The sequence below is a fragment of the Dactylosporangium sp. NPDC005572 genome (assembly GCF_040605515.1).
Lineage (GTDB): Bacteria > Actinomycetota > Actinomycetes > Mycobacteriales > Micromonosporaceae > Dactylosporangium.
In genome coordinates this window covers 1-14,561 of record NZ_JBEXCY010000153.1, presented here as the reverse complement: position 1 = coordinate 14,561, position 14,561 = coordinate 1, and the positions used below count along the sequence as shown (strand labels likewise).

General features: G+C 72.5%; 14 protein-coding genes. 7 read left to right on the top strand and 7 right to left on the bottom strand.

The genetic code is table 11. The features are described from left to right. Window positions 1-14: 14 nt before the first annotated feature. Window positions 15-1,694, bottom strand: coding sequence for a hypothetical protein (locus ABZS66_RS44365; RefSeq protein WP_354768798.1), 1,680 nt, complete (start codon window positions 1,692-1,694; stop codon window positions 15-17). A gap of 217 nt (window positions 1,695-1,911) precedes the next feature. Between ABZS66_RS44365 and ABZS66_RS44360 the strand changes: the two genes are divergently transcribed. Further along, window positions 1,912-4,149 carry a glycoside hydrolase family 3 C-terminal domain-containing protein gene (locus tag ABZS66_RS44360; protein WP_354768796.1) on the top strand — a complete coding sequence of 746 codons (2,238 nt, stop codon included), beginning with the start codon at window positions 1,912-1,914 and terminating at the stop codon, window positions 4,147-4,149. 29 nt (window positions 4,150-4,178) lie between these two features. Here the strand turns inward: ABZS66_RS44360 and ABZS66_RS44355 are convergent, their stop codons facing one another. From ABZS66_RS44355 to ABZS66_RS44345, 3 genes are read right to left on the bottom strand one after another with little or no spacing between them, the layout of a single operon-like run. Further along, window positions 4,179-4,610 (bottom strand): hypothetical protein, encoded by a 432-nt coding sequence (locus ABZS66_RS44355; RefSeq protein ID WP_354768794.1) that lies wholly within the window; start codon window positions 4,608-4,610, stop codon window positions 4,179-4,181. A 44-nt stretch (window positions 4,611-4,654) separates the two neighbouring features. Continuing rightward, window positions 4,655-4,954 (bottom strand): substrate-binding domain-containing protein, encoded by a 300-nt coding sequence (locus ABZS66_RS44350; RefSeq protein WP_354768826.1) that lies wholly within the window; start codon window positions 4,952-4,954, stop codon window positions 4,655-4,657. Between the two features lie 12 nt (window positions 4,955-4,966). Next, on the bottom strand, window positions 4,967-5,674 hold the full coding sequence (locus ABZS66_RS44345) for a LacI family DNA-binding transcriptional regulator (protein WP_354768792.1): 708 nt from the start codon (window positions 5,672-5,674) through the stop codon (window positions 4,967-4,969). A gap of 37 nt (window positions 5,675-5,711) precedes the next feature. Here ABZS66_RS44345 and hisD point away from each other — a divergent pair, with 37 nt between their 5' ends. Genes hisD through ABZS66_RS44330 form a run of 3 tightly spaced genes read left to right on the top strand, consistent with a single transcriptional unit; the run spans window position 5,712 to window position 8,282 of the window. Further along, a complete protein-coding gene (hisD, locus tag ABZS66_RS44340) occupies window positions 5,712-7,013 on the top strand; it encodes a histidinol dehydrogenase (protein ID WP_354768791.1) in 1,302 nt (433 codons plus the stop codon). Beyond that, window positions 7,010-7,774: an SDR family NAD(P)-dependent oxidoreductase gene (locus ABZS66_RS44335; RefSeq protein ID WP_354768789.1), complete on the top strand. Its 765-nt coding sequence runs from the start codon at window positions 7,010-7,012 to the stop codon at window positions 7,772-7,774. The genes hisD and ABZS66_RS44335 overlap by 4 nt, the downstream gene beginning before the upstream one ends. 31 nt (window positions 7,775-7,805) lie before the next feature. Beyond that, window positions 7,806-8,282 carry a hypothetical protein gene (locus tag ABZS66_RS44330; RefSeq protein ID WP_354768788.1) on the top strand — a complete coding sequence of 159 codons (477 nt, stop codon included), beginning with the start codon at window positions 7,806-7,808 and terminating at the stop codon, window positions 8,280-8,282. Here the strand turns inward: ABZS66_RS44330 and ABZS66_RS44325 are convergent. The 3 genes from ABZS66_RS44325 to ABZS66_RS44315 are packed head-to-tail and all read right to left on the bottom strand — an operon-like array spanning window position 8,239 to window position 11,063. Further along, the gene (locus ABZS66_RS44325) at window positions 8,239-9,519 is read right to left on the bottom strand and encodes a prenyltransferase/squalene oxidase repeat-containing protein (protein ID WP_354768786.1); all 1,281 of its coding nucleotides are present in this window, start codon (window positions 9,517-9,519) and stop codon (window positions 8,239-8,241) included. The genes ABZS66_RS44330 and ABZS66_RS44325 overlap by 44 nt on opposite strands. 15 nt (window positions 9,520-9,534) lie before the next feature. Further along, a complete protein-coding gene (locus tag ABZS66_RS44320; RefSeq protein WP_354768784.1) occupies window positions 9,535-10,200 on the bottom strand; it encodes a class I SAM-dependent methyltransferase in 666 nt (221 codons plus the stop codon). Further along, entirely contained in the window at window positions 10,200-11,063 is an 864-nt protein-coding gene (locus ABZS66_RS44315; protein WP_354768782.1) for a hypothetical protein, read from the bottom strand. The genes ABZS66_RS44320 and ABZS66_RS44315 overlap by 1 nt, the downstream gene beginning before the upstream one ends. 367 nt (window positions 11,064-11,430) lie before the next feature. On the opposite strand from ABZS66_RS44315, the gene ABZS66_RS44310 reads away from it, so the two are divergent. The 3 genes from ABZS66_RS44310 to ABZS66_RS44300 all read left to right on the top strand — a co-directional run bounded on the left by ABZS66_RS44310 (window position 11,431) and on the right by ABZS66_RS44300 (window position 14,408). After that, entirely contained in the window at window positions 11,431-12,813 is a 1,383-nt protein-coding gene (locus tag ABZS66_RS44310; RefSeq protein ID WP_354768780.1) for a cellulase family glycosylhydrolase, read from the top strand. A gap of 147 nt (window positions 12,814-12,960) precedes the next feature. Then, a complete protein-coding gene (locus tag ABZS66_RS44305) occupies window positions 12,961-13,482 on the top strand; it encodes a sigma-70 family RNA polymerase sigma factor (protein ID WP_354768778.1) in 522 nt (173 codons plus the stop codon). Further along, on the top strand, window positions 13,479-14,408 hold the full coding sequence (locus tag ABZS66_RS44300) for a hypothetical protein (RefSeq protein WP_354768776.1): 930 nt from the start codon (window positions 13,479-13,481) through the stop codon (window positions 14,406-14,408). Before ABZS66_RS44305 ends, ABZS66_RS44300 begins: the two co-directional genes overlap by 4 nt. Window positions 14,409-14,561 lie beyond the last annotated feature (153 nt).

Below are 14,561 nucleotides of genomic sequence, written 5' to 3'. Positions count from 1 at the left end.
CGGTCACCGCGTCCTCACTGGCCGGTGCCGAACTTCGTCCGGATGTCCTCGTAGAACTTGCGCAGGTCGTCGCCGCCCTGCCGGCGCCAGCCGGCCACCGCCTCGGTCCACGCCGAGATCGGCTTGCGACCCAGCTTGACGTCGGTGATCGTGTCCTTCATCGGCTGGACGAGCGAGCCGAACTGGGCCGGCTCGGAGACGTTCATGCCGTAGAACATCGGCTTCCTGAGGTACTTCACCATGTCGGCCTGCCAGGCCGCGTAGTCCTTGGTGACCTGGGCGTTGCCGGACTTCACCGTGGTCGGCGAGAGCGGGCTCGCGAGGAACTGGTACGACGTGGCGATCTCCTTGCTGCCCAGCTCGGTCAGCAGCGGGTTGCCGTCGGTCATGGTGTAGTGCTTGCCGGAGACGCCGAAGTTGACCGTCAGCCACTCCGCCGAGCCGTAGGGCGCGGCCAGGTAGTTGGCGATCGACAGGAGCTCCCTGATCTGCTTGTCGCTGAGCTTCTTGTTGAGGTAGCTGTACAGGCCAGCGCCGTTGCCGATCTCCACCGCCGGCTGCCCGCCGGTCGCGCTGAACATCTTGAACGCCTGCCGGTTGTAACTCGGGTTGGCCGCGGCGCCGGACTTGGTGTCGTCGCCGTTCCAGGCGCCGGTGCCGTCGGCGCAGACCGCGACCTTGCCGCTCCAGAACCGCTGCTTGGCGTTCTGGCTGTTGTTGGCGACGGCGTCGGGGTGCAGGTAGCCGGCCTTCACCATCTTGGCGTGCCAGTTGAGCGCCTCGACGATGCCGTCGGTCTCGTACCGGTGCACCAGCTTGCCGTCGCGCTCCGTCCACGGGTAGCTGCCGGACGGGAACCCGTAGAGCTGGTTGATGTAGGCCCCGTCGTCGCCGAACAGGTCGTCGAACGCCCACTGGCCGGCCGCGGCGTTGGTGAGCGCCTTGCCGACGGCCTCCAGGTCGGCGACGCTCTTGATGTCGGCCGAGACCCCGGCCGTGTCGAAGAGGTCCTTGCGGTAGAAGTAGGCGCCGGCGATGACCGCGCCCGACGAGTAGATCGGCAGGCCGTAGAGCTTGCCGTTCCACACCCCGGAGACCCAGGCGTTGGTCGGGATCGCGGCGAGGTTGGGGTACTGCTTGATGTTGTCGCCGGACAGGTAGGGCGTGAGGTCGGCGAACTTGGTGCGGACCGCCTCGCCGAAGCTGAGCTTGCCGATGTTCCAGCTCGGGATGTCGATCCAGTCGGGCAGCTTGTCCGAGGCGAACAGCGGCGCGAGCAGGTCGCCGTAGGTGTTGCCGTCGGCGGGCTGGATCTTGACGGTCGCGCCCAGCTCCTTGTTGACGGCGTCGTAGTAGGCGTTGCCGCTCGACGGCGGGATCGCGCCCCACAGCGGGGTCATCGTCACGTAGGTGCCGCCGGAACCGACCGGGCCGGTGACCGTCTTCGGCGGGTTGGCCGGGTAGGACAGGAAGGTCGGGTCGGTCACGCCGCCGGCCGCGCCGGTCACCGACGCGATGTCGGGCTTGACCGCGGTCGCGGGCACGAACGCGGGCAGCACCTTCGACAGGTCGGTCTGGCTGGTCGTGCCGGGGTTGTTCTCCTTGGGGCTGCCGCACGCGTCGAGCAACGGCGCGGCGGCGATGACGCCGAACGAGGCGAGCAGGCCCCGGCGGCTGAGCCGGTGGCTTCCCATGGTGGTACCACCCTTCGGGTGTGTGCGATGCGGAGGTGGGGTGTCGAAGCGCTTCGAGGCAGGGACAGTAGGACATGTTTCGATACCTCGACAAGGACGAGCGTCGATGCACGCGGATGACCCCGGGATCCGGGATGAAACTTTCGCCGGGTTTGACAGCGGGCGGGCGGACCCCGATCATCACGACATCGTCGAAGCGCTTCGAAAGGACGTGGCGGTGTTCGACCTCACCCCGGCCGAGAAGGTGGCGCTGCTGCACCAGGCCCAGCCGGCCGTGCCCCGGCTCGGGCTGGCCGCCTTCCACACCGGCTGCGAGGCGCTGCACGGCGTCGCCTGGCTCGGCCCGGCCACCGTGTTCCCGCAGGCCGTCGGGCTCGGCGCCAGCTGGGACCGGGACCTGCTGCGCGCGGTCGGCGCGGCGGTCGGCACCGAGGTGCGGGCCTTCCACCACGACACCGACGCCGATGCGTCGCTGAACGTCTGGGCGCCGGTCGTCAACCCGCTGCGCGACCCGCGCTGGGGCCGCAACGAGGAGGGCTACAGCGAGGACCCGTTCGCCACCGCGCAGCTGGCCGTCGCGTACTGCACCGGCCTGCGCGGCGACCACCCGTCGGTCTGGCGGACCACGCCGGTGCTCAAGCACTTCCTGGCGTACAACGTCGAGACGCTGCGCGACGAGGCCGACATCGCCGTGCCGGAGCGGGTGCTGCACGAGTACGAGCTGCCGGCGTTCCTCGGCCCGCTGCGGGCGGGCGTGGTCGCGGGCGTGATGCCGGGGTACAACCTGGTCAACGGCGTGCCGAACCACGTGCACCCGCTGCTGGCGCAGCTGCGCTCGGCGGCGCCGGACCTCGTGATCTGCTCGGACGCCTATGCGCCGAGCAACCTGCGGGCCCAGTTCGCCACCGCCGCCGAGGGGCACGCCGCGGCCCTGCTCGCCGGCGTCGACAGCTTCACCGACAACGGCCCCGACGGCGGCCCGACCGTCGCCGCCTTCACCGAGGCCCTCGACCGCGGCCTGATCACGCTCGCGGACGTCGACGCGGCGGTCGGCCGTCTCCTCGCGATGCGCGCCCGCACCGGCGAGTTCTCATCATCGACAGACCCCTATGCCGGGACGCGCCGTGAGGTCATCGCGTGTGCCGAGCACGGGCGGCTGGCCGCCCGGGCCGCCCGGGAGGGGATCGTGCTGCTGAAGAACGCCGCGAACGCGCTGCCGCTGTCGGCGCCCGGCCGGGTCGCCGTCGTCGGGCACCTCGGCGACCGGGTGCTGCGCGACTGGTACAGCGGCAGCCTCCCCTACGCGGTCACCGTCGCCGACGGCCTGCGGGCCCGGCTCGGTGCCGACCGGGTGACCGCGGTCGACGGCCTGGACCGGGTCCGGCTCACGCTGCCCGGCTTCCTGGGGGACGTCGTGCTCGCCCACCAGGACTGGGGCACCAGCGTGCAGTGCCCGGTGCCGGTGCACACGTTCCTGGCGCCGACCGGATACCTCACCGCCGACGAGGCGGGCGTGCTGTCCCTCGACGCGCCGACGCCGGACGGTTGGGAGGTGCGGGAGCTGTGGGAGCTGCACCCGGTCGACGGGGGCTTCGCCCTGCGCTCGAACGCCTCGGGCCGCTTCGTGACGGCCGCGCTGACCGCTTCCTCAGAGCACCTTTCGGACGCGGCCCGTTTCGGTGTCGAGCCGGTTGCCTCCGGCGTCGAGGCGGCGGTGGCGGCCGCCCGGGACGCCGACCGGGTGGTCGTGGTCCTCGGCAACGACCCGCACATCAACGGCCGCGAGACCGTCGACCGGGACGGCCTGGCCCTCCCGCCGTCGCAGGAGGCGCTGCTGCGGGCGGTCTGCGCGGCCAACCCGGCGGTGGTGCTGGTCCTGGTGTCGAGTTACCCGTACGCGATCGACTGGGCCCAGGACCACGTCCCGGCCGTCCTGTGGACCTCCCACGCGGGCCAGGAGCTGGGATCGGCGGTGGCCCGCGCCCTCCTCGGCGACTTCAGCCCGGCCGGCCGCCTGCCGCAGACGTGGTACCGCGGGGACACCGCGCTGCCCGCGCCGACCGACTACGACGTCATCGGCTCCGGCTGGACCTACCAGTACTTCCGGGGCGAGCCGCTGTACCCCTTCGGCCACGGCCTGTCGTACACGACGTTCGCCTACGGCCCGCTCTCCGTCGACGGTCTGGTCGCCCGCGTCACCGTGACGAACACCGGCGACCGGGCCGGCGACGAGGTCGTCCAGCTCTACGTGACCCCGCACGCATGGCCGGTCCCGTCCCCGGCCCGCCGCCTGGCCGGCTTCGAGCGCATCTCCCTGGACCCGGGCGAGTCGGCAACGGTGATCCTCGATGTACCGGAAGAGGCGCTCGCCTATTGGTCGGGCGAGGCCCTGGTGACCCCGCCGGGCGAGTACACCTTCACCGCCGGCCCGTCGGCCCTCCGCCACCTGCGCTGATCCTGGGGGCCGACCCGGGCGGGCGGCGGTCAGCCGCCGGGGCAGGTGTTCGTGCCGCCGCTGTGGACCGCGCAGCGCGACGGGGGCGACGGCGGCCCGGGCGGCGGCTCCGGGTGCAGCTCCCGCCAGCCGATCACCCCGGCCAGCAGGGCCGGCAGGGCGGCGACGCCGGCGACGACCAGGTACGCCCGCGTCACACCCGGCAACTGCCACCAGCGGGCCACCGCGGCGATGAGCAGCGGCCCGCCGACCAGGACCCCGGCCAGCACCAGCTCCAGCACGCCGAGGCTGAGGGCGGGCGCGGGCGCCGGCAGCTCCCCGGGTGCGAGCGCGTCCGCCGAGTCCAGCATGCGCGCGAACGCGGCCAGCACCAGCGCGACCACCCCGGCGATCCACAGCGCCGTCAGCCCGGCCACCCCGAGCGCCGACGAGACGCTCCGGCGCAGTGTCGGTTCCCCCATGCCGCCGACGCTACCGGCGCGCCCGGCGCGGGGCATCCGTCGCACTACTCAGCCGCCGCCTGAGTAGCACGTCTCGACGACGTCCGGGCCCTTCGGGCGTGGGTCTGCCGCTCCACCAGTACCGGAGGAAGCCGGCGCTGCGGGAACTCCCCCGTGGCGCCGTCGAGCTGGGCCAGCAGCAGCTCGACGGCGGTGCGGGCCAGCTCCGCGAGGTCGCAGCGCATCGTCGTCAGGCCGATGAGGGGCCAGCCGGCGGCGGGGATGTCGTCGAAACCGATCACCGTGAGGTCCTCGGGCACGCGGATACGGCGCTCACGGGCGGCGGACAGCGCGCCGAGGGCGATGACGTCGTTGCCTCAGACGATGGCGGAGGGCGGGTCGTCGAGCCCGAGAAGCTCGCTTGTCGCGGCGCACCCGGCGTCGTGACTGAACGGCACCCGGCGCACGTACGCGCGGCGCAGATGCAGGCCGTGCCGGCGTAGGCCCGCGCGCAGCCCGTCGGCGCGCTCCCGGCCGGTCGAGGTGTCCACCGGGCCGTGGACGGCGCCGATCCGGGTGTGGCCGAGCCCGGCGAGGAGGTCGGCGACGACCCGCATGCCGGCGTGGTTGTCGATCGCGCAGCCGGGCGACTCGGGCTGGTCGAGCAGCCGGTTGGCCAGCACGTGCGGGACGCCCCGCTCGGTGAGGTCGCGCGGCAGCGCCGAGTGCCGGGTGGTGGTCGTGAGCACGACCCCGTCGTAGGAGCCGTCGACGAGGTCGTCGCCGTCGGCGACGAGCACCGTGCGGTAGCCGTGCCGCGCCAGCTCGCGGCGCAGCGGCTCGACCAGCTCCGGGTAGTACGGGTTCGTCAGCTCGGCGGCCACCACCGCGATCCGCCGGGTGCTGCTCGTCGACAGCGCCCGCCCGCGGTCGCTCGTCACGTACGACAGCTCGGCCGCGGCCCGCAGCACCTTCCCGCGCGTCTCCGGTGCGGTGCCGGGCAGGTTGCGCAGCGCTCGCGAGACGGTCGGCTGGGAGACGCCCGCGAGCGCCGCCACGTCGAAGCTGGTGACCCGCCGCGCCACGGTTGACAAGTATACGTATGCAACTCACGGTGAGCTGATGGTCTTCCGTTTGAAGGAGACGTCGCCGCGGGCCGGCGACCCCGCGGCTCGCCGGCAGGTCCAGGAGACCGTGGCCGAGGTCATCGCCGCCGTGCGCGCCGAGGGCGACGCCGCCGTGCGCCGCTACTCCGAGCGCTTCGACGGCTGGTCGCCGGACTCGTTCCGGCTGACCCCCGACGAGATCGACAAGATCGTGGCGACCGTACCGGCCCAGGCGGTCGAGGACATCCGCACCGTGCAGGCGCGGGTCCGCTCGTTCGCCGAGCGGCAGCGCGAGTCGCTCGCCGACTTCGAGGTCGAGACCGAGCCGGGCGTGTTCCTCGGGCAGCGGAACATCCCGGTCGCCGCGGCCGGCGCCTACGTGCCCGGCGGGCGCTACCCGCTGGTCGCCTCGGCCCACATGACCGTCGTGACCGCCAAGGTGGCCGGCGTCGAGCGGGTCACCGCCTGCACCCCGCCGATCCGCGGCGAGATCCCGGCCGCGACCGTCGCCGCCCTGCACCTGGCCGGCGCCGACGAGATCCTGCTGCTCGGCGGCACCCAGGCCGTCGCCGCGCTCGCCCTGGGTACCGAGACGATCGGCAGGGTCGACCTGCTGGCCGGCCCCGGCAACGCCTACGTCGCCGAGGCCAAGCGCCAGCTCTTCGGCGAGGTCGGCATCGACCTGTTCGCCGGCCCGACGGAGATCCTGGTCATCGCCGACGAGCACGCCGACCCGTTCGTGGTCGCCGTCGACCTGCTGAGCCAGGCCGAGCACGGCCCCGACTCGCCCGCGGTGCTCATCACCACGTCCGAGGCGCTCGGCCGCCGGGTGCTCGAGCTGGTCGACGAGTTGCTGCCCGGCATGCCCACCGTCGACTTCGCCGGCCCGGCCTGGCGCGACCACGGCGAGGTCGTCGTCGTGCCCGACCGCGCCGCCGCCTGGGCGCTCGCCGACCGCTACGCCTTCGAGCACGTCCAGGTGCTCACCGAGGAGCCGCGCGAGGCGCTCGAGGTGATGCGCAACTACGGCGCCCTGTTCCTCGGCGAGGGCACCTGCGTCTCGTACGGCGACAAGGTCATCGGCACCAACCACACCCTGCCCACCCGTGGTGCGGCCAACTACACCGGCGGCCTGTGGGTCGGCAAGTACCTCAAGACCGTGACGTACCAGGAGGTCACCGACCCGGCGGCGAGCGCCCGGCTGGGCGAGCTGTGCGGCCGCGCCTCGCGCGTCGAGCTGTTCGAGGGCCACGCCCGCTCCGGCGACGTGCGCGCGCACAAGTACGCGGGCGCGCCGCTGCCGTGGTACCCGAGGTGACCGACCGGATCGCGGGCCGTACCGCCCTCGTGACGGGCGCCGGCAACGGCCTGGGCCGCGCCGTCGCGCTGCTGCTGGCCGCCCGCGGCGCGCGGGTGATCCTGTCCGGCCGCGACCGCGCCAAGCTCGACGCGGTGGCGGCATCGCTGCCGGCGCCGTCCGTGGTGGCCCCGGTCGACACGTCCTCCCCGTCGTCCGTCGATGCCCTGGCGTCGAGGCTGGCCGATGAGGACGTATCCATCCTCGTCAACAACGCCGGCATCGCCGGCCCGGTAGCCTCGCTGTGGGAGGTCGAGCCGGGCGACTGGGACGAGGTCTTCGCCGTCAATGTCCGCGGCGTGTACCTCATGTGCCGCGCCTTCCTGCCGAGGATGATCGCGGCGGGCCGGGGCGACATCGTCAACGTCGCCTCGGTGAGCGGCAAACGCCCGCTCGCACGGCGCACGCCGTACACGGCCTCGAAGATGGCGGTGATCGGCCTGACGACGACCCTCGCCCACGAGGTGGGCCCGCTCGGCGTCGCGGTGAACACCCTGTCCCCCGGCCCGGTCGAGGGCCCGCGGATGACCCGCAACTTCGCTCTGGAGGCGCAGCGCACGGGCACGACCCCGGCGGAGGCCGAGGCGGCGTTCGTCTCACGGGCGGCCCTGCAGCGCATGGTCACCGAGGAGGAGGTCGCCCTGGCCACGGCCGCGATCCTGAACATGCCGGGCCTCAGCGGCGCCGACATCGACCTGTCAGCGGGGATGATCGGCCGCTGACCGGAGGCCGTGCTCGGTACTGTTGCCGGGCATGGAAGCCGTCCGCCCACTGCCGTCCGTCTACTTCGCCCGAGCAGTGGACCTCGTCGACCCCACCGAGGTCGCGGTGTCGTCGGCCCGGGCCCGCGAGGCGCTTGCGGGATTCGGCCTACGACTCGTCGATCCCGTCGAACACGAGGCCGGCGCCGGACTGCGGGGGCTCACCGGCGGCGCGCACGCCACCGCCGTCGTCGAACTGGACCTCGCCCTGCTCCGCCGCAGCGACGCGATGCTGGTCGACATGACGATCCCGGCCCGCAACTACATCGGCTGCGTCGCCGAGCTCGTCTATGCACACCTGTGGCGCATCCCGGCGGTCGTGTACGTCGGTTCGACGGGGTACGAGGAGCGCCCGTGGCTGCGGTACCACGCCAGCCATGTCTGCCCGTCGCTGGACGAGGCGGTCGCGATCCTCCGTGACGTGCTCAGCGGGACGGCCGCATGGCCCGCTGGACGAACACCAGGATGACCGGGACCAGGAGCCCGAGCACGAGCTCGCGTGGCGCGATCACGCCCAGCAGGCCCGCTACCGCGCCGACCACCACCGAGACGACGAGGATCCCGATCGCCCAGTGACGGCGCAGCAGCGACCCCCACCGGGTGCGGCGAGGCCTGGTCAACATGCGCGCAGGTGGCACCGACCGCACCGACGGCCGCTGGACCAGCACGGCCCCGGGCCGCAGCAGCACCAGCCGGTCGCCCCGGTGCGCCAGGCGCATCGTCTCGACGTCGTGCAGCGCGTCGAGGTACGGCCAGACGTCCCACATCGACAGGCGGGCGGCACCGTCGACGCCCGGCCAGCGGCCGTCCGCACGCTGGCCGCGCAACAGCGTGTTGACCGCGGTGAACAGCACCGGCGCCGCCAGCTCGCCGGCGTGCCGGGTGAGGGCCGACACCGCATAGGGCAGCCCCGGGTGCCACACCGCGCTCACCCACGTCGACGCGCTGCCGTCAGCCGACGTGCGGGTCACGTTGTAGACCTCGTACCGGGCCTCGTCGTCGTGCAGCCGCGCCGGATCGAGGTGCTGCAGGAGCCAGGCGTAGCCGTCGCGCAGTCTCGGGTCCTGCGCGGGTGTTCCTGCCTCGTGCAGCGCAGTCAGGACCAGCGCGGTGTGGGTGACGGTCGGCGGAGCGCCGGGCATCTCGGCCCACCCACCGGCCTCGCCGCAGTGCTCCCGCAGCCACTGGACGCCGCGCCGGAGGCTGGGATCCGCGGCGCGTGCCGCGCTCAGCGCCCGGACCGACAGCGCCGTCAGCCACGTGCGCGACGGCTGACCGCCGAACGAGCCCCAGCCGCCGTCCGTGTTCTGGTTGCGCGCCAGCCACCGCACGGCCCGCCGGAGGTCCGGCGCGGACGGCGTGCGGTGCGTTCCGCAGCGGGCGATCAACCAGATGACCAGGGCCGTGCACTCGGACACCGGAACGCCGTTGCTGGTGTTGACCGCCCACCCGCCGTCGATCAGGCGGTCGCCGGACCGGCACTGGCGCGACTTGAGGAACGCGAACGCGTCGGCGACGTGCTCGTCGGATCGGGCGACGATCAGCGTCGAGGCCAGGCCGGCGGCGGTCGCCGACGGACCCGGCGGACCGTTCTCCAGGTCGTGATACCAGCCGCCGCCCGGCCCGTGCTTGCGGAACGTCCGCCGCAGCAGCCGGACGGAGCGGTCGACGCAGGCCTCGATCTCGGCGGTATCGATTGAGTCCACGCGCGCCGCTTTCCGCTACTCGGGCTTTCGCGCCACCACATGGAAGAACGCGCTCGGCTCCTGGCTCGCGTAGCGGCCGGCGCAGGGCCGGACATCCTCCTGCTTCCACTCCACGAGCAGCGACTCGAGGTACTCGCTTCCGAAGAAGTGCCGCAGGTGACCGTTGCGGCAGTACATGTTCGGTCCGACCTCGTCACCGGTCCCGAAGTACGGGTCATCGGTCGACTTGACGCTGAACACCAGCACTCCGCCCGCGACGAGCACCCGCCGGATCTCGGCGAAGAGCGACCGGGTGGTCGCGTCGTCGAAGTAGTGCAGGGACAGGTGCGCGTAGACGCCGTGCATCGAGTCGGCCGACAGGGGCAGGGGTTCGGCCAGGTTGTGACACACCGCCGCGACACTGCGGTGTGCCTGGCCGGCCAGGTGCCGCACCTGCCGCACCGAAACGGGCGAGAAGTCGATCGCCGTCACGGTGAGGCCGGCGGCGGCGAACGCCATCGCGTCGTGCCCCTGTCCACATCCGAGATCCGCGACGTTCACCCGTTCGCCGGCCGGCATCAGGTCCAGGAACCGCTGGCGCAGTTCCCGATGCAACGGGTCCTCGCCGGTCGCACCGCGGTGGAGGTGCCACGTGTCCCAGAAGTGGACCTGCGAGGGGAGCGTCGCCGTGCGAAACGTCATCAAATCCCAATCCTGGTCGGTGTGGACGTGAGTTCGCGGATGGAAAGCCGCATGTTGTCCCAGTGTGGAAAGACCGCGTAGTCCCAGTCGTCAGCCGCGCCGAGCGTTGCGGCGATATGTCGCCGGAAATACTGCGAAACGCCGAGATCCTCGGCGTAACACACCGGCCCATCAGGTTCTCGGTACATCAGATACCCGTCGAATCGGTCCTGAACCGGCAGCGCCGCGAACGTCGCGAAATCGTCGAACACGCGCACGGGCAACCCCAGCGAGCCCAACGAGTATCGACCGGGAATGACGTGGGCGTGCGCATGGGTGAGGCAGGCCGACCGCCTGCGCTCGGACGACCGGCAGCTGCCGTGCTCGAAGACCGTGCAAGGTCCGAACGCGGTCTCGACCTGGTCCACCACTCGGGTCAGGAAGTCGATGAACCCCGACACCACACCTGTCGGCAGCCCTTGGACCGAGCTGAGATGCCACGCGGGCGCGACCAGCACGTAGCCGGGCACGAACGACCCCAGTGCCGCTATGGCGACACCCGCCTCCGGATCGCGGAAGATCGGCCGGTCGTACCACTCCAACGCCTCGTCCGAGGCATGATTCACGGCACAGAACAGGCAGTCGTCATCCACTGCGGGCCAACGGTGCGGAGGACGAGCCATTGAAGTCGGCCTAACTCGATCGGCGAGCATCTGCTGGCGCGAAGTATGGCAAGCGGGCGTCTCGTCCAGCAATGCGCATTCCGGCAACGTGCGGCTGACGTGGAAAGAGCTGCACCGAGCGGGCGAATTTCCCGGAATCACGTCCCCCGTTCGGTCGAGCCGGCCGCTGCCGCCGGCCCGGTTCGCGCCGAGCGCGACCACGGACGGACCCGGCGGCCACCACGTCGCCGAGGTCGGCCGCGGTGGGCAGGGCGACGACCGAGCCGATGACCGGGAAGCCACCGCAGCACCGTAGCGGCGTGGTGTTGAGCGGTTCAGGCCGGGGCTGGAACGGCTTACCAGATCATCTACTCGCTGCGGGAGCTCGAGGACTGCGGCGGCTGACTGTATCTTTCATCCCCGTCCCGTCCGGCGCGCCGAGCGCCGGAAGGGGCGGTACCCCAGGTCGGGAGCGTGCGCCAAGGCATCGCGCACAGCTGATCGAAGCGGTTCGATCGCGTTTCGAAACATCGACGCGTATCGTCCGCCCGGACTACAGCGTGCCCCCTCCCCCGTCCTGAGGTAGGTCATGAAGAAGAGACGACTCGCCATCCTCGGCGCCGCCCTGGTCGCCGCCGCCGCCTCGGTGCTCATCTACGCGCAGCCCGCGTCCGCCGCGGTCGGGCTGCACATCAGCGGCCGGAACATCGTCGAGGCCAACGGCCAGAACTTCATCATGCGCGGGGTCAACCACCCGCACGTCTGGTACACCGGCCAGACCAGCTCGTTCGCCAACATCAAGGCGCTGGGCGCCAACACCGTCCGCGTGGTGCTCGGCAGCGGCAAGCGCTGGGGGCCGTCCAACGACGTGCCGCAGGTCATCCAGCTGTGCAAGACCAACCGGATGATCTGCGTACTGGAGGTCCACGACACCACCGGCTACGGCGAGGACGGCGCGGCCGCCACCCTCGACGAGGCGGTCAACTACTGGATCAGCCAGAAGGCCAACCTGGTCGGCCAGGAGAACTACGTCGTCATCAACATCGGCAACGAGCCGATCGGCAACAACAACCCGGGCCAGTGGACGGCCGCGACCGTCGCCGCGATCCAGAAGCTGCGCAGCAACGGCTTCGAGCACCTCATCATGGTGGACGCGCCGAACTGGGGCCAGGACTGGCAGAACGTCATGCGCGACAACGGCCAGACGGTGCTCAACGCCGACACCCAGCACAACACGGTGCTGTCGATCCACATGTACGCCGTCTACAACACCGCGGCGAAGGTCATCGACTACCTCGACCGGATCCAGGCCGCGGGCTGGCCGCTCGTCATCGGCGAGTTCGGCTGGCAGTTCAACAGCAACGAGGTCGACCACGAGACGATCCTGGCCCAGGCGCAGGCCCGCGGGCTCGGCTACCTCGGCTGGTCGTGGAGCGGCAACACCGACCCGATCCTCGACATGGCGACGAACTTCAACCCGGCCCAGCTGACCACCTGGGGCCAGCGCATCTTCAACGGTACGAACGGCATCAAGGCCACCGCCAAGGAGGCGACCATCTTCGGCGGCAACCCGTCGCCGTCGTCCGCGTCGCCGTCGCCGAGCCGCTCCTCCGCCTCCCCGTCGCCGTCGCCGAGCCGCTCGTCGGCCTCGCCGTCGCCGTCGTCGGGCACGAAGGGCTGCACCGCCACGTACGCGATCGTGGGCCAGTGGCCCGGCGGCTTCCAGGCCGACGTGAAGGTCACCGCCGGTACCGCCGCCATCACCGGCTGGACCGTGACCTGGACCTACGCCAACGGCCAGACCGTCACCCAGGCCTGGAGCGCGACGATCACCAGCTCCGGCGCGGCGGTCACCGCCCGCAACGTCAGCTACAACGGCACGCTCGGCGCCGGGGCGAGCACGAACTTCGGGTTCCTCGGCTCGTGGAACGGCACGAACACCGCCCCGGCGGTCTCCTGCACCGCCACCTGACCTGAACAGCACGCACCCGACGCCCCGCCGGTCACCGTTGCCGGCGGGGCGTCGCCGTGTGCGGGCTGAAACGTCCCGGCGGTACGCGGACATGTAATGGTGACCGGGCACCCCGTCCCGGCCTCGCCGACCGTGAGGAGCTGGACCTTGGCCCGCGCCGCGCCCGCCGCCGACCGCTACGAACGCCTGTACCGCGCCCACTACCAGGACCTGCTCGGCTACGCCCTGCGCCGGGTCGACCCGCCGGAGGCGGCGGCCGACGTGGTCGCCGAGACCTTCCTCGTCGCGTGGCGGCGCTTCGCCGACATCCCGGCCGACCGGGCCCGCGCCTGGCTGTTCGGCGTCGCCCGCAACGTGCTGGCCAACCATGGGCGGGCCGAGCGGCGCCGGGCCGGCCTCGCCGACCAGCTGCGCCGCGAGCTGGCGACCGTCCCGGCCGCCGCGCCGGACCTGCCGGAGCACGTGACCCGCGCCTTCGACGCCCTGCCCGAGGCCGACCGGGAGCTGCTGCGCCTGGTGGCGTGGGAGGGCCTCACCACCGACGAGCTGGCCGTCGCGCTGGACTGCACGCCGAACGCCGTCCGCATCCGCCTGCACCGCGCCCGGCAGCGCTTCGGCGCCGCGCTGGGCGAGCCGATCCCGACCACCGACCGAGGAGCACGGGCATGAGCCACCCCACGGAGCAGGACCAGGACCGGCTGGTGCGGCTGCTCGCCCCGCCGCGGGCCGTCCCGCCGGCCGCCGCCGACCCGCACGGGCCGGCCGCCACCGCGCTGCTGGAGGGCATCCGGCGCGCGAACCGCACCCGGCACCGGTTCCTGATCGCGGTGCCGGCCGCGGCGGCGGCCGCGGTGGTGGCGTTCGTCGTCATCGCGCTGCTGCCCGGGGGCGGCCCGGCGCCCGCGCACGCGCTCGACATCACGCGCGACTCGCAGTACATCACCATCCGCATCGTCGACCCGGACGCGGACCCGGCCCGGTACCGGCAGGAGTTGGCCCGGCACGGCTTGAACATCGAGCTGACGCTGGTCCCCGTCGACGCCGGCCAGGTCGGCCGGATCGTCTTCAGCGAGATCGGCGACACCGGCAACGGCCCGAAGCTCGAGTATGTCGAGTCGCCCGGGCACTGCAGCCCCAACGGCTCCTGCGCGATCGCCGTGCGGGTGCCGGTCACGTTCACCTCGTACGCACGGCTGTCGTTCGGCCGCACCGCCAAGCCCGGCGAGTGGGTCGACGGCGGCTCCGCGCAGGAGAACGCCGACGCGGCGCAGCTGCGGGGCCGCACAGTGGCCGACGCCCGCCGGATCCTGGGCACGCGCGGGCAGACGGCGACGTACCGGGTCGGCTGGCAGTCGCTGGACACGCCGGAGGACCAGGTCCCGGCCACCTGGATCGTGTACGACACGGCACCGCTGCCGGACGGCGTCGTCGCCCTCTGGGTCTCCGCCGACGGCCGGGCGCCGTTACCGCCGGGCAACGGAGGCCCGGCCGGGTCGCAGTCGGCCCCGGCGCCGTCGCGATCGGTGCCGGCCGCGTCGCAGTCGGCCCCGGCCGCGTCGCAGAAGCCGCCCGCCGCCTCACAGAAGGCGCCTTAGGCGCGGCAGGCCCGTAAGGCGCCGTACGCGTCGAGCACCTCGTGTCCGGCGGGCACGAGGTCCTCGGCGTGCGGGCCGCGGGCGGCGCGGCAGGCCTCAGGGGCGGCAGGCCTCAGGCGCGGCAGGCCTCAGGCGCGGCAGGCCTCAGGCGCG